Source organism: Legionella sp. W05-934-2 (assembly GCF_964199965.1).
Taxonomy (GTDB): Bacteria; Pseudomonadota; Gammaproteobacteria; order Legionellales; family Legionellaceae; genus JAFIFT01.
Genome location: NZ_CAXMZT010000004.1, coordinates 187,193 through 212,190 on the forward strand (window position 1 = coordinate 187,193; position 24,998 = coordinate 212,190).

A 24,998-nucleotide genomic window follows, 5' to 3' on the forward strand; every position below is an offset into this window, starting at 1 on the left:
AAAATATAACCCTTGTAATGAATGAAGCATCACAAGAACATCGTCTGATACACATCACTCTGTGATCTCTTGCTTAAGACCTTGCTTCTTGCGCCGCTCATGAAATATATAATACAACCCTGGCAATACCAGTAATGTCAGAAACGTGGAAGAAATAATTCCACCAATAACCACAGTGGCCAGAGGTCTTTGTACCTCAGAGCCTGTACCCGTAGCTAATGCCATGGGGACAAACCCTAATGATGCGACCAGTGCCGTCATTAATACTGGACGAAGACGAGCAAGAGAGCCTTGCAACACTGCATCCTTTAAATAGTATTTCTTCTGTTCGCGTAGCTTATTGATGAACGTAATCATCACCAAACCATTTAAAACAGCGACCCCTGACAAAGCAATAAATCCTACTCCTGCTGAAATTGAAAGTGGAATGCCTCGTAACCATAAAGCAAAAACGCCTCCAGTCAAAGCCAAGGGGATACCAGAAAATACTAGCAATGCATTACGTGCGTTCCCAAAACTCATAAATAAGAGTAGAAAAATACCCAATAAAGTTATGGGCACCACAATCTGCAGTCGTTGCGATGCAGATTGCAGCTGCTCAAATTGGCCACCCCAGGTTATCCAATAACCACTAGGTACCTTAACCTTTTGCTCAACACGCTGCTTTGCTTCATTCACAAAAGAGCTTAAATCTCTGTTCCTCACATTTGCAGTCACGACTACACGACGTTTACCCACTTCACGACTGATTTGATTGGGACTTTCGCTTCGTACCATTTTGGCAACTTCACTCAATGGAATAAAATGACGCTCTCCGTCTTTTGCAAGAGGCAGCGGAATAAACACTTGCCTTAAAACAGTAGGGCTTAAACGCAATGCTTCAGGCAGGCGCACGATTAAATCAAATCGCTTGTCACCCTCAAACAATTCTCCGCCTTTTTTCCCGCCGGTAGCAATGACTATGGCGTCTTGAACATTACCAATTTGTAGACCGTAACGAGCCAATGCATCACGATTGATTTCTATGGTCAGAAGCGGCAATCCACTGACTTGTTCGACTTTCACATCAGAAGCACCCGGTACTTTTTTAAGCTCTGCACTAATTGCATCCGCAGTCTTTAATAAAGTAGGCATATCATCACCGAACACCTTCACTGCGACATCGCTTCGAACTCCTGAAATTAATTCATTAAAGCGCATTTGAATGGGCTGGGTAAATTCATAATTATTTCCTGGAATTTGTTTCACAGCCTGCTCAATTTCTTGTACAAGTTGTTGTTTGCTTTTCTTAGGATTAGGCCATTCGTTACGTGGTTTGAGCATAATAAATGTATCAGCCACATTAGGAGGCATGGGATCAGTAGCAACTTCTGCGGTCCCCAATTTGGCAAATACACGTTTTACTTCAGGAAATTGCCGCACACGTTTTTCAACTAAATCTTGCATGGCAATGGCCTGAGTTAAACTGGTTCCAGGAATACGCATCGCATGCATAGCAATATCCCCCTCATCAAGACTAGGAATAAATTCCCCACCTAAACGAAATGCAAGAATAAGACTTATAATAACCAGAACAACTGCTGCTCCAATCACTTGCCTCCGTGCATGAAAGCACCGTCTTAATACTTTGGCATAACTTAAAGAAAGGATGTGAACTAATCGGTTTTCTTTTTCTTGTATGCGTTCTCGTAAAAAAATAGCAACAGCAGCTGGTACAAAGGTTAAGGCAAACAGCATGGATGCCAAAAGTGCAATAATGACGGTTTCTGCCATGGGCAAAAACATTTTTCCTTCAACACCTGTTAAGGTTAAAATAGGCAAATAAACCACAGTAATAATAAAAACACCAAAAATACTAGGTCGAATCACTTCAGTGGTGGCATAAGCAATGGTCTTTAAACGCTCTTCAAGGTTTAAAATTCGCTGAAAAGCATGCTGCTGCTCTCCTAAATGCTTGATGCAATTTTCAACGATGATAACCGCTCCATCGACAATCAAACCAAAATCAAGTGCACCTAAACTCATTAAGTTGGCACTGATTTGATTGGTCACCATACCAGTGATAGTCAGCAACATGGATAATGGAATGACCATCGCCGTAATGAGGGCCGCGCGAACGTTTCCCAGAAAGAGAAATAAGATAACGCATACCAATAAAGCACCCTCAAGTAAATTCTTCTTCACAGTATTAATGGTGGCATTAACAAGCAATGTCCGGTTATACACCGTGACCGCTTCGACTCCCTCGGGTAATGATTTATTAATTTCCTTCATTTTTGCAGCAACGCGTTGAGACACGGTACGACTGTTCCCACCCATTAGCATAAATACCGTTCCTAAAACGACCTCATCACCATTTTCCGTTGCAGCACCCGTTCTTAGCTCTTGGCCAAGAGCCACCTCTGCTACATCACGAATTCGAACAGGAGTTCCCTCAAAGTTTGCCACCACAATGTTTTCTATGTCGGCAATATTCTTTACTTGGCCTGGTACACGAATAAGATTTTGCTCGCCATTTCGTTCAATATAACCTGCTCCAACATTGGCATTATTGCGTTCAAGTGCTTCAACAACATTATTTAAGCTCAGACCATAACGCACCAATTTAGTCGGATCGGGAGTAATATGAAACTGCTTTTCATACCCACCAATCGTGTTGACCTCTGCCACTCCTTCTACATTCCGCAACTGGGGTTTGATTATCCAATCTTGTATAGTACGTAGCTCCGTTGGGTTATAACGTTGATTTTTGGGAACGTTTACTTTGTTAGTCACGGTATACATAAAAATCTCACCAAGTCCTGTTGAAATGGGACCTAATGTTGTTTCTGCTTCTGGTGGTAATTTATCTTTGACTTCCTGTAAGCGTTCGTTAATAAGCTGTCGTGCAAAATAAATATTCGTTCCATCTTTAAAAACCACAGTCACTTGCGATAGGCCATAGCGCGATAAAGAACGGGTATAATCAAGATTAGGCAGACCACTCATGGCCAATTCAATAGGAAACGTAATACGTTGCTCCACCTCAAAAGGCGAGTAACCTGAGGCTTGTGTGTTGATTTGTACTTGCACATTGGTGATATCAGGGACTGCATCAATGGGAAGGCGTTGAAAATTGTAAACACCAAGCACTGCGATAATGAATGTAAACAAAAGAACAAACCAACGGTGTTTTAAAGAAAAACGTATGATTTTTTCAAGCATCACTATTCCTTAGTGGTCATGGCTTGCGCCTTCTTTGCCTATTTCTGCTTTGATATAAAAACTGTTTTTGCTCACATAGCGCTGCCCCGCATCCAATCCCGAAATCACTTCTGCCCATTGCTCGTCTTTTTCACCCAGATTAACTGGAGTGGCTTCAAAATAATCGCCTTGCTGAACAAAAACCACGTCTTGTTTACCCATTTGTTGGAGTGCCGAAAGAAGTACTGCAACTGGGGCTGTTTTCTCTTTAATCACGATGGCACCATTCACATACATACCAGGAAGCCAGATACGAGTATCATTATTAAGAACAGCACGTGCCAGTGTGGTTTGACTGTCCTCAACCCCTAAGGGTGAAATGTAGCTAATGGTACTTACTGATTTGGGCTTTCCTTCATCCCCAGTCACAATGACTTCCATACCCGGCTTTACTAAAGGTGCATCCTTGCGATATAAGGTAAAATCAGCCCAAACAGTAACTAAATTGGCTACCTCAAAAATAGGTTTGGTGTTTTGGGCAAATTCACCATTGGTTGCATATTTTTGTACTATCGTTCCCGTTATGGGTGACCTTATTTCGTAATTTTGCAAACTCTCATTACTTTCAATCGTTGCCAACACATCCCCTTTTGTCACTTCATCGCCTAAATTTTTATTCATTGCTTTAATAATTCCCGAATAACGTGCATAAATAGGTGCTGAAGTATCACGATTGGTGACGATTTTACCTACAGCATTTAATTGCGTTTTTATCGTTTGTTCTTGGGCAACTGCTGTTTCTATCCCCGCTGCTTTAAGAACAGCAGGAGCAATTTTTACTCGACCTTCATACGTGGAGTAATGCCAACTCAATGGTTTTCCAAAACTATTTAATTGAATTGTTACATCAAAAGAATGAGGTTCTTCAATGATCTGGTTGCTTTGTAAAAAATTTTCCACAGGAATAAAAGTAATCTGCTCTTTTTTTCCACCAAATCGAGTGAGATTTACGATTAATTCTGCCTTTTGGGGCAAAATCATTTCCCCATTTTTATAAAGATACGCTCTAAAGTGAGGTGGCATACCTCGCTCAAAAATTAAAAACTCTAAGGCCAAATCGCCATCTTTAAACAAACGGCCTCCATGAGGTCCTTTTTCCATGATCTCTTGATGATTATTTTCTTCTGTAGCATGAGTTGTTTCTTCCGCCCAAAGCGAAAAAGAGCTCATTCCTAACAGGAACACAGCAAGTTTTAGGGAGAAACCGATTGGTTTTAATAGATTCATTTACTCTCCTTGGTAGGATGAAGACCTAAAAGCCCTGTGAGTTGAATTAATGTTTTATGATAATCTGCATGTGCCTGTTGATAGTGTCGCTCTTCTTCATACAGAGCATTTAAGGCTGTGGATAATTCAATGTAGGTATAGCGTCCCATTTGATAGCCATCTTGAGCGAGTTTTATTGATTTACGAGCAAGTGGTAACAAAGTACTGGTTACTAATTCTGCTTCATAATGACTTTGTTGGGCTTGTAAAAATACAGTATATGCTGTTTGACGTATATCGAGCTTTGTTCCCTGGTATTCATGCGCAGTTTGTGTGAATTGCGCTTCCGCTGTCATTATTTTTCCTTGGTTGCGATCAAAAACAGGAACTTGTGCATAAGCCGACATCACCGCAGCATTGCTTCCATCATCAGAAAAATGACGGGCGCCCAATTGAATGTTTAAATCGGGCCAAACGGATTTTTTAACTGCTGTAATGGTTGCTCGTTTGGCATTTAGTTGTTGTTGCATTTGTATCAATTGCGGGCTTTGAGGTAATTTTTTTAAAAGCACTGACCAATTTAATGTAACATCAGGTAGCCCTTTATCTACTAATGGTTGATCCACCCTTAATCCGATACCTAATAAACGAGCCAATTTAGCACGTTGTGACAGTTCATCACGTGCCGCTTTTTTTTCTTGAATGCGCGATTCACCCAATCGAATTTGAGCTAAACGTAAATCCAATTCAGCTCCCGCACCCGCTTTAACACGCCGCTCAATTGCTTTAACGATACTCTCATTGAGTGAAATAAGCTTTTTAGTTACCTGGTGCCATTGCCCGGCATACAATGCATCGACATATGCGCCACCAACAGCCATATAAATCGCTGCTTTTTGGACTTGAATTTGTGCTAATGATGCTAAATAATCTGCATAGCTGGCTTTTTTCAAATAAGATAAACGATTACCTAAAGGAATGGGCTGTGTCACTGATGCGGTAGTTTCAGCAGATTCGTAACTGGAATAACTGCCAGATCCGCCAAAATTCTCGGCAGTTAAGGTAAGTTGTGGATTAGGGTAAAGCCCGCTTTGTACAAAATATCCACGCATGGCCTGAGCTTTATCTATTTCAGCTTGTAATTCCGGATTATTCCGATATGCAATTGCCAAAGCGTCCTTGAAAGTAAATGAGGATGATGCGACAGCTTCATGAGCCATGAGGTTCATCCATGCAATAACTAAATAAAAATAAATACGCATCCCTTAAATTACCCCTAACTTGCAAATCCGCTTTTTTAGTTTAACTTAATTTAGGTGTTTTTACATGTTTATATTGTGATAACTTATTGATTAATCTTCATTCATTCAATTAAATTCGGAACATTTGCTCAGTCCAATGAAACTAATTTTATGAATGCGCTCCTGAATTTATGCGTTGAATAACAAGTCCAACAAGAGCGATAACACAAAAAACAATACCCATATAGAGCAACTAACATATCCTTTTTCATAGCTATAGCCTAAACATCTATCGTAAGTATTTTCTGATTTCAGTAACCACACCAATCAGATGAGCATCATTAGATTGCTTGATACTTATAGTGGCCCATAACTCACTACTTGCTAACAACTGAAATAAACAACCATCCGCTTCTCCAAATCGACGTAATACTGTCTGTTTTTTCTGAGTTAAATAAACTAAAACATAGTGGCCTGGATTAGGTTGTAAATCTCCATCAATAACTACCACATCTCCTGGGTTAAGCTCTGGTTGCATGCTGCTATCGTCCACTGAGGTGGCAAATAAAGCCGAGCTTTTAATTGAGGGATTCAGTGAATCAACCAAAATTGTTTTTTCAAAAATAAAGGGTTCTTGTTGCCCCAAAATTTCTCTAGCATGGGGTGCTTCTTTCATACTCAATATAGGGATGTGTCGAAACTTATTTTCAGGATTCTGGATTAGATCGCCTTGCGGATTATCCGTTAAGCATAACAAATAAGAAGCAGATACATTTAACTGATCTGCAAGCAATTTAGCTTCCAATGGCCCAGGGCTTCGTGTTCCTTGCTCCCAATTACTAATTCTTGCAGGAGATAGTTCTGCTGTTCTTGCTGCTAATTCTTTAATCGTAATACCCAGTTCTTTACGAGCTTTGGTAATACGATTACCTATTTGTTCTCTAATATCCATTGTGATCCTTCAAAAAAATGAGACATACCCATTGACAAAAACACGTTTCGTTTTATATCATGAATTAATTAAAACATTTTGTGTTTTATAAATTAGTGATACTTACTATATTTAATCATAAATTTATTTAAAAATCACATCCTGTTTTATTTTTTCTTTTTTATTCATTGATAATAGGTCATGCTATGGAATTTTTTATTATCACCCATCAGGAACTTTCTGCACTCAGTGGTTTACCTTATCTGCAACAATTAACTTATCTTCAAGGCATTAAACCCTACGTTGATTACAAAACAGGGTTAGTCGGTATTCGTCGTGGTATTAGTTATCAGTCATTGAGTGAAGCGCTTTACATAGAACCTCATTCAGGTATTAAAAGCGGTAGCCCAAGTAAAGATCAATTGCGGCGTGCTTTGAAAGGGCTTGAGAAGGCTGGGTTAATTCAAATCCAGTCTTGGGAAAGGAAGCTTGTTTTACGTTGTTTATTACTGGACAGGCATGATTCTGTTCATAATAAAGCCGCCATAAAAACACAGGACTATAGCGCACCTCAAGAACCACAAAAAAGTCTATTAGATTCAACAAAATCCGATACGAATAAACTAGATCCCGACACAAGCCCAAAGGTTGAACCCGCCACTCCTCAAGATAATAATAATTATTTTTTTATTTCTTTATCACAAGCCTTTGATGCCTTCTGGGATCTGTACCCTCTGAAAAAAGAAAAAGAAAACGCTTTTGAGGTATTTAAAAAACTAAAGCCCTCTCGGAGCTTAGTCCAGCAAATCATAGCCCGCTTAACCGAACAAATTCAACTTGAGACAAAAAAACGCGCAGAAGGCGTTTGGGTTCCGTCCTGGAAGTATCCAGCAAATTGGTTAACACAGAGATGCTGGGAAACAACATCAACAAATCTTGAAGCCAAGGAGTATGACCATGCAATCCATGAAACAAATCGTAAATACGCATCATCTACAAACAGCATCAGGACTTCAGAGTTGCGTGAAAGCTCAAGTTTCAGTGACGCGGAGTTCCAAAACCTCTGGAAATTGCATTGAGCAAGTCAACAAACTGTTTCTGAAATTTTCAACCTTCTATGGACACATATGGCGTAGCCAATTCAAGAATGAAGCTTATTCAAATTTTGCACGTCAAGAATGGTCAAAAGCGCTAGAAGGATTCGATGTGCAGTTAATTGAGCAAGCAATTGATGAATGTCTTAAAAACCGCGAAATGCCGCCTGCGCTGGCGCAATTTATTGAGTGTTGTAAGCAACTATCATCCAGAAAAAAACAGTGTTTTCACAGAGAACCTTACAAACCTTGTGACCCTGTTGTTGCCAACACACACCTGAAAAAAATAAAAGCAATCTTAAACATGAAATTAAAAATAACCGGAGAAAAATAATGTTGGTACTGACAAGAAAAAAGGGTGAGCAAATAGTGATCGATAAAGGACAGATTGAAATACACGTCATTTATCAACGAAGAGGCGTGGTCGCTTTAGGTATTAAAGCTCCAGCTCATATTGATGTTGATAGAAAAGAAATTTTTTTAAGAAAACAAACCAATCCTCAAAACACCAATGTAGAGGAACCAAAATGAAAATAAGTGCTCAACTCTCTGTAATTGGCGTACTTAGCATAGCAGTCTTTTCTTCTATGGCAGCTAATGTTACTCAAGTAAACCGCTACGCGACTGTTGCCAACAAACCATTAGCAGCCCAGATCAATCCACTCATTACCATTCAACAAGTCCATTTTCCTCAAGAAGTACAAACCATAGGTCAGGCAGTTGAATGGTGGTTGAAGTTTTCAGGGTTTTCTCTGGTATCGAAAGAAAAGCAACCTGAAACCCTGCAAACCGTCATGCACCAAGCCTTACCTCAGATTGACAGAAACCTCGGCCCTTTGACTGTTAAGGACGGTCTTGAAGTCCTTGTTGGCCAACAATCTTTTGTCTTGATCGAAGATCCCTTATTGCGGCAGGTAAATTTCAAATTAAAAGCTGGAGTGCGAAATGGGGGTAAATCATGATCAATCGCGCAACAACCTTAAAGTATTTATGGGCAGCAGGTTTAGGCTTGACCTTGGCAGGTGTCATTGTTGGTATTAACTATTTTCCAACAAATAAAATGAATGATTCAGATGTTATTTCACATCGTCTTGATACGTTGCAAGCACAGCTTGGTGCTTTGCACGAGGAAGTTAAAAAGCCCGTTGAGACAGTAGATTTAACCGCGATTAACCAGGATTTTCATAAACTGACCTCCTTGATTGAACAGCTCAAAAATCATAATGAAACAGATATTAATCGCCTGATCAATGATAATCGTACTGAATTAACACAAAAGTTGGATGTCTTGCGTGAAATGGTGAGGTCTTTGGATAAAAAGCAGCATCCCATTAAATACCTGCCCATTAACACCTTACCGTTTAAAGTCATCAGTATAGACAGCATTCAGCAAGTCAGTGTGGCTACAGTGGCTTATAACTTTAAGACAGTGCCTTTGGAAAAAAGCGACCAATTAGCTGGCTGGACAGTATTAAGTATTGACTTCAGTCTACAACGCATGGAATTGGAAAACGGTAATAAAGAGCATGTTGTGGTGAAGATGGATGTATTGCAGGGGGAATCTGATGCTTAAGTATTCTGCTTTCCTGATTCCAATATTAGCCTGTCATGCAGTACATGCTGATCTGACTATTCCAGGATTAAATCAACAGCCCTTAAATCACTTTGCCATTGAAGATAAAACATTGGCAAAAACAGGGTTAACGGTTAATGAAGACGATCTGACCTCAGAGCAAGACATCAATAAAATTACACTGACCGATACCCAATTGCATGAAGCTAAAGTGTGGGGATTAACAGCTGATGAAGAAAAACGTTATGTCCTACTCATGCAAAATAAAAGTAAATTCTACTACAAAGGCTTAAGACAAACTCCTATTGATATTCTGGGTATTAATGCCAGAAATGAAACCGAACGCAACCATTTTGCAGAATTAGCAGCAAGACAGGAAGCCCAGAAAGTAGCTAAAAATATTGCTTGGAACAATGCTTTTTACAAGGCCTATAATGAGTTGTTTGTTAATGTCCCTGTGGTTGATGATTTTGACCCATCTCCTTATTCACCCTATGCCCACAAACCGGTGCAATTAAGCCAGGGCGATACGCTGTATTTCTTTATCAAAGAACAAGATGCTGTAAAAACCATTTTGCTGATGCTCTTTGATGCCATAGAGCAAACACCAAATGCACGGTTGCATCTGATGTTACTGGACATGAATGATACGACCATCCAAATCTGGGCAAATCAACATCAAATACCACAACATCTTGTAAATGGTGGCCGTATTACCCTTAACCACGGCGAACTAAGCTACCAATCTCTCAAGATCAAAAAGTCACTACCGATGTTGCTACTCTCCCAAAACGGTCATTCCAGCATTGTGGATTTGGGGAGGTTTTAATATGAAAAAGTCCGCCATACTCTTTGGATTGTTGATGATTACCTCCTGCTATGCCTGGCAAGCCATTAACATGGAGCAATTCATTAAAGAAAGCCAAGCTCAGATCACCAAAGAATCTTTAAAACTACAAGAAAAGTTAGATGCAAGACTGCCCGTATCAAGTAAAGCCACTACTGGCAAAGTAGAAAAGCGAACACTCACACTCGTTAATTTCTCAAACCCTGTGTTCATCATTGGGGATGATACGGACTCTTACCAATGGTTGCAAAAAAACGCGAAAAAGCTGGAAGAAGCACAAGCCTTGGGCTTTGTCGCCAACATTAATACCAGTGAACAACTTCAAGCGTTACAACGCCTCACCAAAGCGCCTTTATTACCGGCTAACGTTGATGACTTAATGGAACTCTTTCAAGAAACCCATTACCCGCTCGCTTTCTTTGGGGAAGAATTATGGCAATAAGGACTGCAACGCCCAAACCCTCCAAAAAAACGGTCATGAGTTTTATGCTGCTTGTTTTATTGGGCTGGTTAATCCTTATGGGTTGGGTATCCAGTCTTTGGTGCTGTTTAGGATTTGAAAAAGCGTTTAGTTCAGTTACCACACTTTCTCAAAAACAAACGCAAGCAATTACCGCATTTAACGGAGTGATGGTTGCTAACACTATTAAATCCTGGTTAAAAACCATTCCTACTCAAGGTGTTGCCAACAAAGCGGCGCAAACAGGCTCCCTGATTAAAAAAGGGCTGGATGAGGTGATACCCGATGAAACCAACGATTTAAATGAAATAGCACAAGATTTTATCCTAATTGCCAATCAAGTTTGGTTACTGATGGGATTAACTACTCAAGTAATGTTCATCAAACTGGTTATTCTGATTTCGGCTATCCCTCTGTTTTTATTAATGGTCGTGGTTGGACTGGTTGATGGGTTAAATCAACGTGCTATCCGCACCGCATCATTAGGCCGTGAATCATCCTATGTCTTTCACCAACTCAATCGCCACGCCAAGCGAGGCCTTTTACTGTTATTAAGCTTATGGCTTGCGCTGCCCATAAGCATCACGCCTGCCTTTGTTTTTGTACCTGCAAGCCTATTGTTAGGCATCATGGTTTCAATCACCGCAAGTCGATTTAAAAAATATTTGTAGGAGAAAAACATGAAACGATTATTGTTATTACTCATATTAAGTCTGCCAATGGCCTCTCATGCGAGTGACGATGCACTCAACCAAACGCTAGTCAGAATAATTAATCAGATTAATGCCATCATGCCTTTGCTTGATGAAGCAAAAACTGAAATTGAGCCTAATACCCGCATCCAATTGCATATAGAACATTTTGAAGGATCTGATGGAAAGACACACCCAGGCCTTCGTACCGATTTACTATCCATTCGTAATGCGCTGATTGATTACATCAATAAACCAGCCATTGAACCTAAAACCATCAAGCCGTTAGCGTTGGATTTTATAGGAAAGTGACTATGAGCAAAGTAGATATTGCCAAAACTTTTGCTTCCAGTTTTAAACAAGCTGCGGGCGATACAACTGCAAGCGCCTACTCAAGCAGCATCCGATTTGTCGCCATCATGCTAGTCATTATTGGCCTTATTTGGTGCATTAATCAATTCATGGGTAATACAGAAAAAGAACAAGAAGGATTTCTTATCCTTCTAGGTTCCCGCTTAATCCGGATTGTTCTTGGTTTTTGTTTATTCATTCTAATTTTAATCGTTAAGGGGAATTAATCATGAAAAAGTCAATTGCAATTGCAGGTGTCAAACAATGGGGACAACGAATGGGTGCAGGACTCATTACTTTAAATTATGCGCCTGCATTGTTTGCCGACAACTGGTTTCCAAAAATCTCTAATGCCGATGACATCAGTGATGGTAATAAAAGCATGATGACAGTTACAGGTAACTATGTTCGTCAAGGCTTGGGATTATTGCTTTTTATTGCTGCTGTCATGAGTTTTATTAAATTCATCACCACCATTCAGCACGGCATTGAAGAATCCAAGAAAAATGATGGTTCTATGGTGGCCTTTGGTACGTTTGCAGTGATGGGGATTACTTATCTTGCCATCAGTATTGTAGCAGGTTATGTCGGCTACAGCATGATTACCAAATTCAAGATTTAGGGGGGATTCATGAATCAACCTTCCTCACGTCATCTGTCGTTTGATTATGAAGCCTATAAAGGGCTAAGCCTAAGAGAGCTTTTCTGGATAGTGGTGGTAACAACACAACTAATTAGCATGGGATGTGCTTTGGCAGGACTTTTTATTGGCTATCCGTTGGCCTTCGGATGTATTGGTTTCATTGTTGGTTTTATTGTATCCATTACTTTTTGCCCTAAACGAGCAGCTGCCATTAAAGCGGGTAAACCGCATGGCTATTTAATGAAAAAAACCGTGTTGTTGATGGCAAAGTGGGGGTTAAGACACTCGCCCTACATTCACCATCAAGGTGTCTGGCAAAAATCAAGACTGGTGAGGTAATTTTATGTTTCATTACTGGAAAAAAGTGGACAGTTTAAATCATATCAATCGGTTGTTATTAGCCTTTGTATCCGTACTCATTTTGATTGTATTTGGCCTGATCATTACGCTGGCTAAAATACCCAATCGTTTTGAATTTTGGCTAACACCTTCTATGAGTAGTAATGGTGGATTAGTCAAGGAAAACGCCATACCCAAAGAGTACGTTCAGGGTTTTGTTGCCACACTGCTACCCACCTTAAACACCTGGTCACAAGGTGGTAAAAAAGAATTTGCTTCTAATCTTTCAGGCTTTCATTACTACTTCACTCCACGACATCAGGCATTAATGGATAAAACCTTGATAGCTTATAAAGATGCTCAACTTTTTAATCGCATACAAGTAGCAAGTCTTTATCGGTTTATGGAAAACGAAGATGTCAAAGTAATCGCTCATAACACATGGGAAGTTCATCTGGTTTTACGCATTACCCAACGCTTAAAAGACGATAGTCCCATGGTCATAGCGGACAAGATTGTGGACTACCATGTGCGTGTGGTCAAGGTCAATCTCTCGCGCTTACAAAATCCTTTTCAACTGGCATTGGATGGTTATACCCAACCAGAAAAACTAATCACCGATTTATTGGCAACCAATACAAGAGGTACACAACATGACAACAACTAAATGGTTATTCACCATAATTGCCTTAATTAGCAGCCAATACGCGCTAGCTCTGGATGCAGAACATGTCTTGTGGGATAAAACACCCATCCCTGTCGAACTATCCTTGAATGAGGAAAGGCTCATCCATTTTCCTCAAGCCATTAGTATTGTAGATAATGAGGCAGCCTCTCAAACCGCACTTTTGAAAATTCAGGATGCTTTGTATCTGAAAGGCAAGGACGTTTTTAAAAACAAAAGGCTCTTGGTGCAGCTCATGCCTCAAGGTGAGGTCATTATCTTAAACTTAAGCGTTAATGATAAAACTCATGATGTAAAACCAATAGAAGTACTTTTGGAATCCAAAGAAAATACCAACTCCCCTCAAGAAGTGGTTAACCCGCTGGATTTAAATGCAGTAACACTGACGCGCTTTGCCATCCAATCTTTGTATGCCCCACAAAGACTGTTGGTTATTCCTGATGGTGTGGGGCGTGTTCCTATGCAAACCCGAAAACAAGTAAGCCTTTTTTATGGTGCCAGCATCGAAGCAAGACCATTGATTTCATGGCATGGTGGTGCATTTTATGTAACTGCGGTGGAATTGAAAAACCTGCTGAACAAGGAAGTAATTGTTGATCCTCGCCAAATGATGGGTAACTGGCAAACCGCTACCTTTTACCCCACCAACACTTTATCACCTCGTAGTAATAAAGAGTCCACTACGGTAGTTCTGGTATCAGACAGGCCCTTTGGCACAGCGCTTTCCGCAAGTCGGGAGTACGTACGATGAAAAAAAATGCTGGACTCAAAATATTAACCGTAACAGTGATCGCTGTTGTTGCACTCATTATGATAAACAGCAAACATCATGACCGTGAACCCGAAGTCACTCGCCCCGATCCCAATAATCTGAATGAAGCCATTGCCAGCCAGTTTAATGACAACATCCGTGATGTTGCTGCAAGACTACAGGAAACCGAAAAGAAACTTGCCAATCTTGAATCGGAAAACAAGCAACTCAGAGGCAAAAAAGAAAATGTGCAGGCTTCTTATAATCCTGAGGTGATTAAAGAAATAGAACAACTAAAATCCGAATTGGCCAATGTCAAAACCAGTCAGGAATCCCAACAAAACTCTCAACCCTACACCGTCAATGGAGAATCGACTCTTGCCAAAGAACAAAGTGTTAAGGACATCGATGCTTTATTAATGAAACGTGAAAGTAATCCTAATGAACAAGCCTATTGGGAGGGATTAAAGAAAAAAAAGCAAGCATTAACCCCAAAAGTTAAAACAGCAGCTTTAAACAGTATAGATAAAAAAAGTATTCCCTATTACACCATTCCAGCAGGCTCTGATTTAGGCAGAACTACCCTGTTATCGGCACTGATTGGTGAGGTGCCAGTTGAAGGCAAACTCATGCAGCCTTTATTTCCCTTCTCAGCCATTATTAATCGTGGTGATTTAATGGCTGCTAATGGTATCCCTTTGCCTCCCAATATTTCAGGTATGAAAGTTAATGGTTATGCAATCGGTGTTGGTTCTTTTTTGGATAACATCAGCTGTGTTCGAGCCTATGTGACCTCTGCTTTGTTTGTTTTTGATGACGGCCATTTTGTGACTGTGGGTAAAGAGCAGATGACCGGAACAGCTGAAATGGTCAATAACGAAAGTTTAGGTTATCTCACCACCGCTTTTGGTAATCCCTGCATTAAAGGCCAGTATTTTACTAATGCTCCAAGAGTACTTACGGCACTCGTGGCTTCCGATGGGATTAAAGGGTTTGGTAATGCACTGTCTCAGTGGCAAATGACTTATACCGCCAATGCCAATGGTGCAACCGGTATCCCTACCGGTTCTATGGGCAATTATGCCTTGGGTGGCGCACTTTCCCAGGGAACAGTCAAAGCTGCTGATTGGCTGGAAAAACGCATTCAAGGCAGTTTCGACATGGTTTTCGTTCCAGCATCTCAAGGATACAGACCAACACAGCTTTCATTTCACGTCACACAAACCATCAACCTTGATAAAGAAACCAATGGGAGAGTATTAGATTATGGCCATTTACAACAAACTGCACACGATTTTAGCCTTAGGTAGCGTCTTGGTGCTTAGTGCTTGCGCCTCAAAGACAGTTGGCTCCACAGCTATTCCCGAAGGAGGATTGACTGTTAGCCAACTTTATCAGCAAAGCTTAGGTGATGCCATGCCTGGCTGGTCTGTACCTAAAAGACAGGCGAAGATCGTGAATTATTCAGGGTATACACGAGATGCTTCCAACGAGATCCAACATTTGTTCAAGCCTTTGGATAACCCACAAGTTCCGATTTATGTGTTTCCTCATGTTGCTGTCATTGGTGATGAGCAATTGTTAAAACCAGGCTATACCACAGCCTTTTTTCTCTACAAACAAAATCAATTTGCACTAGCTTCCGAACACTATTAAGAGGTAAATAATGAAATTATTCAGCCAAATAAGTGACTGGCTGTTAGGACAACCCAATAAACCAGCATTAACGCAACAAAACATAAAAAAAAGATTTGAGAATCACAACCCTTCCTTTGCCAATCAATTGTCTATGGTGGATTTCAATGATGAGCTCAATTTCTTTTTACTCAATGATGGAGTCAGCATTGGTTCAGGTTTTGAATTAGCCTCCATTCCAGCGGAGGCCGCCTCTACTGAACATTTACACGCTGTATTTAGCAAAATTCGCGACACTTTTGCCACGGTCGTACCTTTGCACAAAGAAGATCCCTGGGTGATGCAAATGTATGTCAATGACGAGTACAGTTTGAAGCCGGTTCTCTCTCATATTCAACAAAGCATTGCACCGGACATTGCTGAAACGTCCTTTACTCGTGACTATTTGGCAAGGTTGGATGATTTGTTTTGCAAGATGACAAGACCCGAAGGCTTGTTTGTTGATCCCAAAACTGATGCACCTTATCGCGGCAGACGAAGACGAATCAGAGTTTTGTTTTATCGACTCTATCAAAAAACGCAAACCACTAGAGAGCTGGCACTTGCCGAGCATCAGGAAGTCATGGCTCAGATTGAAAGCAAATTACTATCACCTGGTCTTCAACTAAAACAACTAACCGGTAAAGATTATTATCAGTGGTTGGTGCGTTGGTTTGCAGCTAACCCCGAAGAACTATTAGCTCGATTTCCTTACCCTAAAGACAAAAAACCAGCGGGCTATACTTTAAGCCAGAATATTTTGTTTTATGAACCGCAAAGTGATGAACATGGGTTTATATTTGATGAGATGATTCATCGTATTCTTTATATCGATGGTCTTAAAGAAGCACCTGAAATTGGTCTTTTATCTCGTGAAAAACCGCAAGCCAATCCCAAACATCGGTACGCACTTTTAGATAAGTTGCCTGAAGGTGCTACCTACACTATTCAGGTTGTCTTTGAAAATGATGAAGCCTTAGACGGGCATCTGATGCGTCTTGAAAAAGGCATCGTAGGAACAAGCCTTAAACCGTCACAAGTCAGAGAGGATATCAAAACTGCACGAGATGAATTGTCTATAGGAAACCGTCTGTTTTGGGTTAATCAATCTATTTTTTATCGTGCCAGTACGAAAGACCAGGCAGTACGCATTGAAAAAGAGCTAAAAGAATTATTTATTGAAGCCAAAATGCCTTTGATTTCTTCTTGTTTCGACATTCATCCCATTAACAGTTATCTCAATGCCTTACCTTTTAATTTCAATCCACAATATGCTCGCCAATACTTGCGCTTTGACCGATTGATGTATGCATCCGAATTAGCCTCTTTACTGCCTGTATATGGACGTAATCAAGGGGCAAGACACCTTCCCTGTTTCACCTTTTTTAACCGTTTGGGAGAACCAATACTCTTCGATGTGTTGCATCATGATTTTATCAGCCAAAACTCCCACATGGCCTTGTTTGCTAATTCCGGTGGCGGCAAATCAGTGGCTACAGGCTGGATGATTAATTCGCTGATGGCCACTAAAAATGCCCGCATCATTCTATTTGAAATGGGAAATTCTTTTGATCGTATACTTCTACATGCCAAAACACACGGCAAAAAAACCAAGCAGTTATTACTGAGTAATAAAAAAGATGAAGCCGTTCCATTAAATCCATTTTGTGAAGCTTATAAAGCCATTCCTGAAATCACGGACAATCTGAGTGCAGAACAAGCAACCTTAATTGCGCAAAAAATTAGAACAATCAAAGAAAATCTCGAACAGCCTGCCAGCTCAGAAGAGTTGGCCTGTAATGATGGATCTCGCTCGTATCTAGCAGAGCTGGCCTTAGCGTTGCGTACCATGATTACTGAAGCCAATGCACTGGAAGAAGAGCAATTTACTCTGGCCGATGAAACACTGTTAATCGAAGTCTTAAGTGATGCCATCTTAACGTCATTTAATCATGATATCCCGCAAATGCTAACTGAGCATATTGTAAGTAGCTTTAAACGGCGACTGGATAAAGAAACAGTTCCTCGCAAAAAAGACCGCATTTTGGATATGCACGACCGATTAAACAGTTATGTCATTAACAGCGCCAAATCACGCTTTTTTAATGTGCCAACTGAACCTTTAGGAGATTTTGATATCTTCCATGTTGATATCTCCGCGATTAAAGATGATACCGGGAAGCTCGCTTTAGTGATGGTGTCTTTATTACCAAGAATATTGGCTATGGCAGAAGCCACTCAAAACGACAACAGACCAACCTTTCTTTTTATTGATGAATCTCATTTGCAATTTCAAATTCCTTCAGTAGTGGCCGTGTGTTTACTGGTTGCCAAAGTAGCCAGAAAGTTAGGTCTTTGGCTTGTTGCTATTACCCAAAACGTCACCGATATGAATTCGGAAAAAGCCACCAAGATTTTATCGCTAATTGAAACCTGGATTTTATTAGGCCTTGATGAAAAGGAAATTAGCGATGTCAAACGCTTTAAATCATTAACTCCACAACAAGAAGCCTTAATTAAAGATATTGATTCTCAAAAAGGCTTATATGCAGAAGCGGTTTTATTAGGCTCACGTTATCAAGGATTATTTCGTGTCATTCCACCTCGCTACTTGCTTGCTCTTTTAATGACTGAAAAATCAGAAAAAGCACAGCGCCATACTCTGGAGAAAAAACATGATGTCCTTAAAGCCGCTGAATTACTTGCAGAACAACTCGAGAATAAAAAACAAAGCAAAAATCATGATGCTTATTTCTATGATGATTAGCATACCCATCCATGCAAGAGAAAGCATAGAGCCACCCCATCCTATTAGCAGTTTTGGTATTGCCACCAAGGTATTGGGCAGAATCTTTACCAACAGTCACTACAAGGTAATTGGTTCCTGTACTTGGGCAGTAGAAAAATTTCCGCCTAAGCTGGTAGCTGTTCCTGCAATCGAACAGTTTTTACCTGACTTAATTGTCACAGTAGCCAATCGCCCCGAAACCAATCCATGGATTGAAGCGCGTGCCCTTTATGAAAACCCGGCAAGCCAAGCCTTGTATCAAAAAACCTATCGACTAGCGACTGGTTCAGCGCTAGGGTTTGGCGATGATGCAGGACAAACCTCAGCCATGCACATCAATGAAGAACGCACACGGGTTGTAGATGTAATTGGCAGCCCTGCAGGTCTTTATCGTTTCCCTTATTTGTCACATAAACCTGAAACACGTTTTGGTTCTCCTTACTACATCAGTGAGGCTGATGCCGTATCAGACCGCACTGAGCTTGCTGAAATTGCTTATATGGCAACTCATCCACATCTGTTATTCAACCACGACATAGGATCCGCAACACAGTCGTGGGGACATGAAATCCCAAGGCTTATGCGAGTCACGCAGCCCTCACGCTTTAGAGCATCCGTTGTTGTAGCCCTTCATGCAGCAGACATCGTGACCAATAAAAACAGTCTTCACGTGACCCAGAGCACCAGTAATTCTTGTGGTGCTAATTGCATAGTAGCCAATGTCATATTCGATGGCCACAACAAAAACATCATCTGGCAGGAAGTATACCCCAAAAACCGCAACATCAACTTTAATGATACCAGCGATATGGATGTAGAAGATGACAAAGCAGGAAATGGAAATTATGTCTTTGTAGTTTGGCGAAAATATCGAGGCTGTATTGCCCATGAAGGGAAATTGGTTCGCGCACTTTCATTCCCCAAAGTGGGGCATCCTCAAAAACGATAGGAGTTAATCATGCACAAACTGTCTCTTTCTTTACTTGCACTCATATTACCTAAAGTACTCTTAGCCAGTTCTTTTATGCCTAATGAATCGGATTATTATTACAAGTTGGGTGGATCATCCAATCTATATGTACCTCCTGTCAATAATGACCAAACCATTACTATTGGCGGTAATGTCGATGGACGGCTTGGTTTTACCTGTAATGGGTTTAATCCTGTAGTCTCCATTACCAATACATTTCAGGATATGAAGTCTTCTGCCATGAATATTCCTGGCGGTATTATTGATAACCTCAAAGGATCTGTTGCAGGATTTCCGCTGTATAAGCTACAACAATCCATGCCTGCGCTTTATAACGTACTGCAAAATACGGCCAGTTACGCGCAGAATGAATTTAGTGTCAAAGTCAAAGACTGCCAGGATGTGAAGAAGACCTTGGAAGAAGGCCAATCGCCTATGGAAAGCATGCTTTCTGTGTCTGATAGTCAAGGCTGGCTTGAAGCAGCAAAACGGGCGAAAACTGAAAATGTGGATGTGACTTCAACGGCTAAAAGTATTGCCAAAAAACGTGACGAATATGGACTGCCCTGGATAGGACGGGAAAGCGGGAATGCCGGTGGAACATACCAACGTCCTATCAAAGTCATTAACGATGTAGTCATTGCGGGTTACAACATTTTACTGAATCGCAAACCGCTTAATAATGAGAAAAAACCGGATACCAAAACACCCATGACACATACTTGGCCAACACCTGTTGATGCCAGTCAATGGGCAGTTAAAGTATTAGGCGATATTCATGTAAGCACCGCTACAGATGCAGATAAAACCAAACATGATACCAAGGCTGGCATTGGGTTATCCGCGTTATTACAAAGTTGTGACAGCTCCAATACCTGTACATCCAATGTGTCTAAAGCACTGTGGAATCTAGTAGACAAGCAATGGCCCTTGACTGAAGAAAAACTCAAAATGGTTAGTGCATCCAACTTGATGATTACAGATGAAATCATCATCACCATACAACGTATGCCGCGGGAAGAACAAATCTTAACTGTTTCCAAATTGGCCGAGGAAATTGCTGTACAAAACATGCTCGATAAGGCCTTGATGATGCGCCGTATTTTACAAGCTGGTCTTCAAGTACAAGAAGTACAAAACTTAAAGCCCGCGCTTGATATGGTGAAATTTGCCTTAAAGAAACTCGATGATGACATTCATTCTTTAGCTTTTGAAAGCGAAGTCCGTAAAAAAATGATGACTGAAACCTTAGGTCTTTTGATGGATATGCGAGGTAGCGATATAGCCAAGGGCTTGCCTGGTGATGATCATGAACAATCGCAAGTTAAAAATGGCGCAGTCTATGCGAAACCTGATTCCAAAGGAGCATAAGATGGTTGTATTTAGCCCTTTATCCTTGTACACCACCTATTTAGGCTGGCAGCAATATGAGGTTATTTTTAATGCCCTGTGGCAAACCGGTTTGTTATACCTTGGTTTTCTTATGGTAGGGTATCGATTCTTAAAAAATGTGCTGGCACCTTCTGGTGCTACACATCACGCGGCAGAATATGCCTTGAATCATTTTCTTTATGAATTGGCAATTACTTTTTTGATTTGCGGCATCTTTATCTACCCCTGTGTGCCATTGGAAGAAAAAGCCATGAGTTTTAAGCCTATGTGCGGTATAAAAAAAGGAACAGATGCAAAAACCTCTACGTTAAAAGATACAGGTACTACTTATGATGAAGCATTTGCAGACGTACTAACCCCCAATGTCAAAATGCCTATTGGTTTTGCACTTTTGCAAAATTACATGTCAGGAATTACCTACGGATTAATGAAAGTGACCGGTTGCACCGACAGCTTACAGGCGATTGAAGGCGATTTAATTTCCACCTATTTACCTGCTGATGTACGTGAACAAGCATTGAATTTTCACAGACAATGCTTCCTTGAGGCCAGAAGCCAATATCACAATGAACCGCACGATAAAACTAAGGTCAATGACATTTTAAAAAAATACGGTGGTGAGGAAGATTTGAAATGGGTGGGTTCCAAAGTCTATCAAACACTATACTATGATAAAATTTACGCAAGACAACCCGTAGCTGGCTTTACCTTTAACGAAGCCCCCAACAAAAATCTCGAAAAAGCAGCAGAACGTGGTGATATTGATGCCAAACATCTGCCAGAGCAAGGCTATCCCACCTGCAATCAATGGTGGAAAAAGCTCAAAACAGATTTGGTGCAAGTAGCCAATAACGCCAGTGTCTTTGACAGCCACCTGAATTACTACGCGGTTTTAAACAGGGTACGCACATTCAAAAATAACCATCCCAAAGCCTGGGGTTCGCAGTTAAGCTCAGAAGACTACATTGCCAAGATGTTGCTTAATGACAGTCGCGACATGCAGGCTAACAGTATGAAAAACCTAATGGGAAACACCAATGGGGCTTTTGGTGGTGCCATTTCTCATGGGTTAGTAAATATTGGGCAATTAACAAAATCATGGACATCAACGCCATTAAAGCGTGAAGCCATTATGCAAACGCTACCTGTCATGCAGGCCTTTTTGTATTTCTTCCTGATTATCTTGACTCCTGTGATTTTGGCTCTAAGTGGTTATAACCCTAAGGCGTTAGGCAGTATTTGCGGTCTGTTTATAATGGCGATATTCCTGCAATACCTATGGCATCTGGTGGGCTTTGTCGAACGCAGTGTGCTTGATCCTTTAGGACAAAACGATGCCATTGCAGCCATGCGCAATATGGCGGTTTTATTCTACTTTATTGCACCCATGTTGCTATTAAAACTGTCCTGTCATTTTGGTGGGGAAGCAGGGGCAGCCCTTGGTGCATTGGTTAATGACGCAGCACAACACAGTAACAAAGTTGCTAACTCAGGTGTGGATACCATCAAGCAAGGGGCAAAAATAGCCAGCATGGGGAAAGTAAAATGAATTTAGTCTCCATGAATATGTCTGGCGTATTCAGATCCACTGATTGCACCATCTTCATAAAGTTCAGTTGCCTTCCCCGCAACATAGTATGGTTTATCTTTTTCATCGGAAGCAAAGGCAACAATCGCTTGCAAAGCAAGAAGACTTATCTTGCCAAATATTTTCAATCCCTTCAAAACCACCGACTGTGTTGGGTTGTTCTTCCTAATCATAAGGAGTTTTTCCATGTTAAATAAACGATTCTATAAATCCATTATAGGCATAAGCAAATTCATTCTGCCAGTGGTATTGCTTTTGTTATTAGCACCTCAATTGATCCGATTCAGTACTGAATTTAGCAGCATGAATGACTTTTTCAAAACCCATCAAATAGGTTTTTTACTCTGTCATATGCTGTTTTATCTAGCTCTGTATTGGGCTTGGCCAAAACTGATTACAAGCATGGTAAACCGACGCCCACTTGAACTTGATGAGGTTCAAATTAAATTGGCTTTGCAAGCAAAATACTACCTGCTTGCGGCGTTAATCTTTTTTGAATTACTGGTTTGGTGGAGATAAATCATGAGCGAATATCCCGTTGAAAACCTTTTGCGTGAACCCACTGAATTCTATACCTTTCTGACCTGCACTTCACTGGCATGGCTAACTATCGCCAAACCACACCTGTTTTTACTCACTCAAGACATGGGAGTCTATGCAGCACTTAGCCTTATGACATTGGGTCTAGTTAGAGGATGCCAGGCCTTCCGCATCAAGCGTTATCACCGCAGGCTTTTTGCTATGCCTTATTATGCTTTGTCCACCACGGAAGTGCCATTATCAAAGAAATGGTTGTTTCTTGGGAAAGGGTTTCGTTGGTTGCCTCATCATACGCAGCGATTACATCAAATTAAACAAATTAGAAATGAATTATTTATGCAACGAAATACGTGCTATCGCAAAATACGTGATTATTGCAAAAACCACGAAAGTTCATTATTGACCCAACTGTTTAATACTCCATCAAAATTCAATCCATTCAAACCTGATCCACCTGTAGGTGGCAGCTCATACCTACATGGGTTAGGTGAAAAAGATAGTTCTGTCTATATCCCGCAGGAAGTTCGAGTTGGTCATACTTTTGTAGTAGGTACAACTAGAGTTGGTAAAACACGCCTGGCAAGCATCCTAATCAATCAGGATATTAGAAATGGCGATGCAGTGATTGTCGTTGACCCCAAAGGAGATTTAGATTTAGTTCGTGATATGTACTCAGCCTGCAAGGCTAGTGGCAGATTACATGATTTTAGAGTGGTGCATTTAGGTTTTCCTGAATTGTCTGCTCACTACAATCCGCTCAAAAACTATGATCAAGTCAGTGAGGTTGCTACACGTGTTACCGATGCGATTCAAGCTGAGGGCGAAGGAAAACAGTTTGCAGCCTTTGCCTGGAAATACGTGAACATTGTAGCGATTTGCCTTGAAGAAATGAAACAACTTATTTCTTACACTTCTATAGGGTTTTACATCAATCGATTGGATCAACTACTAATGGCCTACTCTGATGCCATACTCCCCACACATGATCCAAATTATCATGAAAAAATAGAAGAAATCATCGCTAATAATGATTGCCGTGTAGATAAATACGGCAATACTCCACCGCCTATGAGCCGCTCAAAGGCGGTGGTGAAATATTTACAAGAGCATATCAGTAAAACCATTACTTCAGGCAACGTTGAAAGCCTTCATGATCAAGTACTCATTGATCTGTTTGATGCAGCCATCATGGATAAAAATTATTACGATAAAATCACAGCCAGTGTTGGCCCTGTATTATCAGAGATTAATAAGAGTAATGCCTCAAGGATCTTTTCATTTCATAAAAGCAATTGTGAAATAGAGTTGATGAGTGCAATAAAAAACAAACAAGTCATCTATATCGGACTGGATAGCCTAACAAACCCCAATATCGCCCAAGCAGTAGGTAAAGCCTTTTTGTCAGATTTAGTATCCACTGCTGGAAAAATATATAAGGAAAGTAACGCGAATTACCGTCTCAATTTACATTGTGATGAGCTTTCTGAAATCATCCAAGACTCGTTTGTCAAAATTTTAAATAAAGCAGGTGGCGCTGGTTTTCAAGTCACCGCTTATGCTCAGACCAAACAAGATATGGAGGTGGCTCTAGGTTCGAAAGCGAAAGCAGAAGTGACTGAAGGAAATCTAAACACTCTTATCATGTTACGTGTCAAAAATGAAGAAACAGCCAATTTATTAGTTAAAGTATTACCAAAAATTGGCGTGGTCGAGCACACTCAAGTGTCCATGGTCAACGACACACCCCATGGCGAGGATGGCGTTTATTTTAACACCACCAATGAAGATCGAGTACAAACCACCTCAGTACCTATGATTGATGTCAATGACATTATCTCATTGCCCAAAGGGCAAGCCTTTGTTTTAGTGAATGGCGGAGAGCTGTACAAAGTAAGAATACCCTTACCTGTGAACGATGGATTAGCCCCCAAGGATATCAAAAGCGCTATTCGTACAATTAACCAATTGGATAATAACCTTGGAGATTAAG

At 40.6% G+C, this 24,998-nt stretch carries 27 protein-coding genes; 22 read left to right on the forward strand and 5 right to left on the reverse strand.

Annotated elements, in window-relative coordinates; genetic code table 11:
* Positions 1 to 54: 54 nt before the first annotated feature.
* The 4 genes from AB3348_RS06135 to AB3348_RS06150 all read right to left on the reverse strand — a co-directional run bounded on the left by AB3348_RS06135 (position 55) and on the right by AB3348_RS06150 (position 6,642).
* The gene (locus AB3348_RS06135; RefSeq protein WP_367606693.1) at positions 55 to 3,204 is read right to left on the reverse strand and encodes a CusA/CzcA family heavy metal efflux RND transporter; all 3,150 of its coding nucleotides are present in this window, start codon (positions 3,202 to 3,204) and stop codon (positions 55 to 57) included.
* Positions 3,205 to 3,213: 9 nt separating this feature from the next.
* The gene (locus tag AB3348_RS06140; RefSeq protein ID WP_367606694.1) at positions 3,214 to 4,470 is read right to left on the reverse strand and encodes an efflux RND transporter periplasmic adaptor subunit; all 1,257 of its coding nucleotides are present in this window, start codon (positions 4,468 to 4,470) and stop codon (positions 3,214 to 3,216) included.
* A complete protein-coding gene (locus AB3348_RS06145; RefSeq protein ID WP_367606695.1) occupies positions 4,467 to 5,711 on the reverse strand; it encodes a TolC family protein in 1,245 nt (414 codons plus the stop codon). Before AB3348_RS06145 ends, AB3348_RS06140 begins: the two co-directional genes overlap by 4 nt.
* 268 nt (positions 5,712 to 5,979) lie before the next feature.
* Positions 5,980 to 6,642: a helix-turn-helix domain-containing protein gene (locus AB3348_RS06150; protein ID WP_367606696.1), complete on the reverse strand. Its 663-nt coding sequence runs from the start codon at positions 6,640 to 6,642 to the stop codon at positions 5,980 to 5,982.
* 185 nt (positions 6,643 to 6,827) lie between these two features.
* Between AB3348_RS06150 and AB3348_RS06155 the strand changes: the two genes are divergently transcribed.
* From AB3348_RS06155 to AB3348_RS06250, 20 genes are all read left to right on the forward strand, one after another.
* Positions 6,828 to 7,700, forward strand: coding sequence for a Vir protein (locus AB3348_RS06155; RefSeq protein ID WP_367606697.1), 873 nt, complete (start codon positions 6,828 to 6,830; stop codon positions 7,698 to 7,700).
* Positions 7,701 to 7,827: 127 nt separating this feature from the next.
* The gene (locus AB3348_RS06160) at positions 7,828 to 8,049 is read left to right on the forward strand and encodes a hypothetical protein (RefSeq protein ID WP_367606698.1); all 222 of its coding nucleotides are present in this window, start codon (positions 7,828 to 7,830) and stop codon (positions 8,047 to 8,049) included.
* Positions 8,049 to 8,246 carry a carbon storage regulator gene (locus AB3348_RS06165; RefSeq protein ID WP_367606699.1) on the forward strand — a complete coding sequence of 66 codons (198 nt, stop codon included), beginning with the start codon at positions 8,049 to 8,051 and terminating at the stop codon, positions 8,244 to 8,246. Before AB3348_RS06160 ends, AB3348_RS06165 begins: the two co-directional genes overlap by 1 nt.
* Positions 8,243 to 8,677, forward strand: a complete 435-nt coding sequence (locus AB3348_RS06170) for a hypothetical protein (protein WP_367606700.1) — start codon at positions 8,243 to 8,245, stop codon at positions 8,675 to 8,677. Before AB3348_RS06165 ends, AB3348_RS06170 begins: the two co-directional genes overlap by 4 nt.
* Positions 8,674 to 9,288, forward strand: a complete 615-nt coding sequence (locus AB3348_RS06175) for a hypothetical protein (protein WP_367606701.1) — start codon at positions 8,674 to 8,676, stop codon at positions 9,286 to 9,288. The genes AB3348_RS06170 and AB3348_RS06175 overlap by 4 nt, the downstream gene beginning before the upstream one ends.
* Positions 9,281 to 10,117 (forward strand): TIGR03759 family integrating conjugative element protein, encoded by an 837-nt coding sequence (locus tag AB3348_RS06180; protein ID WP_367606703.1) that lies wholly within the window; start codon positions 9,281 to 9,283, stop codon positions 10,115 to 10,117. The genes AB3348_RS06175 and AB3348_RS06180 overlap by 8 nt, the downstream gene beginning before the upstream one ends.
* Position 10,118: 1 nt before the next feature.
* Complete coding sequence (locus tag AB3348_RS06185) at positions 10,119 to 10,577, forward strand: integrating conjugative element protein (protein WP_367606704.1); 459 nt, start codon at positions 10,119 to 10,121, stop codon at positions 10,575 to 10,577.
* Positions 10,568 to 11,266, forward strand: coding sequence for a TIGR03747 family integrating conjugative element membrane protein (locus tag AB3348_RS06190; protein WP_367606706.1), 699 nt, complete (start codon positions 10,568 to 10,570; stop codon positions 11,264 to 11,266). Before AB3348_RS06185 ends, AB3348_RS06190 begins: the two co-directional genes overlap by 10 nt.
* Positions 11,267 to 11,275: 9 nt before the next feature.
* Positions 11,276 to 11,599: a hypothetical protein gene (locus AB3348_RS06195; RefSeq protein ID WP_019349540.1), complete on the forward strand. Its 324-nt coding sequence runs from the start codon at positions 11,276 to 11,278 to the stop codon at positions 11,597 to 11,599.
* A gap of 2 nt (positions 11,600 to 11,601) precedes the next feature.
* On the forward strand, positions 11,602 to 11,865 hold the full coding sequence (locus AB3348_RS06200) for a hypothetical protein (protein ID WP_015961511.1): 264 nt from the start codon (positions 11,602 to 11,604) through the stop codon (positions 11,863 to 11,865).
* A gap of 2 nt (positions 11,866 to 11,867) precedes the next feature.
* Entirely contained in the window at positions 11,868 to 12,260 is a 393-nt protein-coding gene (locus AB3348_RS06205) for a hypothetical protein (RefSeq protein ID WP_061504355.1), read from the forward strand.
* A 9-nt stretch (positions 12,261 to 12,269) separates the two neighbouring features.
* On the forward strand, positions 12,270 to 12,620 hold the full coding sequence (locus AB3348_RS06210; RefSeq protein WP_367606708.1) for a TIGR03750 family conjugal transfer protein: 351 nt from the start codon (positions 12,270 to 12,272) through the stop codon (positions 12,618 to 12,620).
* A 4-nt stretch (positions 12,621 to 12,624) separates the two neighbouring features.
* The gene (locus tag AB3348_RS06215; protein WP_367606710.1) at positions 12,625 to 13,287 is read left to right on the forward strand and encodes a DUF2895 family protein; all 663 of its coding nucleotides are present in this window, start codon (positions 12,625 to 12,627) and stop codon (positions 13,285 to 13,287) included.
* Complete coding sequence (locus AB3348_RS06220; RefSeq protein WP_367606711.1) at positions 13,274 to 14,056, forward strand: TIGR03749 family integrating conjugative element protein; 783 nt, start codon at positions 13,274 to 13,276, stop codon at positions 14,054 to 14,056. Before AB3348_RS06215 ends, AB3348_RS06220 begins: the two co-directional genes overlap by 14 nt.
* Positions 14,053 to 15,366, forward strand: a complete 1,314-nt coding sequence (locus tag AB3348_RS06225; protein ID WP_015961515.1) for a TIGR03752 family integrating conjugative element protein — start codon at positions 14,053 to 14,055, stop codon at positions 15,364 to 15,366. Before AB3348_RS06220 ends, AB3348_RS06225 begins: the two co-directional genes overlap by 4 nt.
* Complete coding sequence (locus AB3348_RS06230) at positions 15,323 to 15,712, forward strand: TIGR03751 family conjugal transfer lipoprotein (RefSeq protein ID WP_015961516.1); 390 nt, start codon at positions 15,323 to 15,325, stop codon at positions 15,710 to 15,712. The genes AB3348_RS06225 and AB3348_RS06230 overlap by 44 nt, the downstream gene beginning before the upstream one ends.
* A 10-nt stretch (positions 15,713 to 15,722) precedes the next feature.
* The gene (locus AB3348_RS06235) at positions 15,723 to 18,497 is read left to right on the forward strand and encodes a conjugative transfer ATPase (RefSeq protein WP_367606712.1); all 2,775 of its coding nucleotides are present in this window, start codon (positions 15,723 to 15,725) and stop codon (positions 18,495 to 18,497) included.
* Complete coding sequence (locus AB3348_RS06240; protein ID WP_367606713.1) at positions 18,472 to 19,467, forward strand: TIGR03756 family integrating conjugative element protein; 996 nt, start codon at positions 18,472 to 18,474, stop codon at positions 19,465 to 19,467. The genes AB3348_RS06235 and AB3348_RS06240 overlap by 26 nt, the downstream gene beginning before the upstream one ends.
* A 9-nt stretch (positions 19,468 to 19,476) precedes the next feature.
* Positions 19,477 to 20,859 (forward strand): integrating conjugative element protein, encoded by a 1,383-nt coding sequence (locus tag AB3348_RS06245; protein ID WP_015961519.1) that lies wholly within the window; start codon positions 19,477 to 19,479, stop codon positions 20,857 to 20,859.
* A gap of 1 nt (position 20,860) precedes the next feature.
* The gene (locus AB3348_RS06250; protein ID WP_367606714.1) at positions 20,861 to 22,429 is read left to right on the forward strand and encodes a conjugal transfer protein TraG N-terminal domain-containing protein; all 1,569 of its coding nucleotides are present in this window, start codon (positions 20,861 to 20,863) and stop codon (positions 22,427 to 22,429) included.
* Between the two features lie 2 nt (positions 22,430 to 22,431).
* Here AB3348_RS06250 and AB3348_RS06255 read toward each other — a convergent pair whose 3' ends face one another.
* Positions 22,432 to 22,641: a hypothetical protein gene (locus tag AB3348_RS06255; protein ID WP_027220156.1), complete on the reverse strand. Its 210-nt coding sequence runs from the start codon at positions 22,639 to 22,641 to the stop codon at positions 22,432 to 22,434.
* A 13-nt stretch (positions 22,642 to 22,654) separates the two neighbouring features.
* On the opposite strand from AB3348_RS06255, the gene AB3348_RS06260 reads away from it, so the two are divergent.
* Both AB3348_RS06260 and traD read left to right on the forward strand, forming a co-directional pair.
* On the forward strand, positions 22,655 to 22,987 hold the full coding sequence (locus AB3348_RS06260; RefSeq protein ID WP_367606715.1) for a hypothetical protein: 333 nt from the start codon (positions 22,655 to 22,657) through the stop codon (positions 22,985 to 22,987).
* A gap of 3 nt (positions 22,988 to 22,990) precedes the next feature.
* Positions 22,991 to 24,997, forward strand: coding sequence for a type IV conjugative transfer system coupling protein TraD (traD, locus tag AB3348_RS06265; RefSeq protein WP_367606716.1), 2,007 nt, complete (start codon positions 22,991 to 22,993; stop codon positions 24,995 to 24,997).
* Position 24,998: the final 1 nt, after the last annotated feature.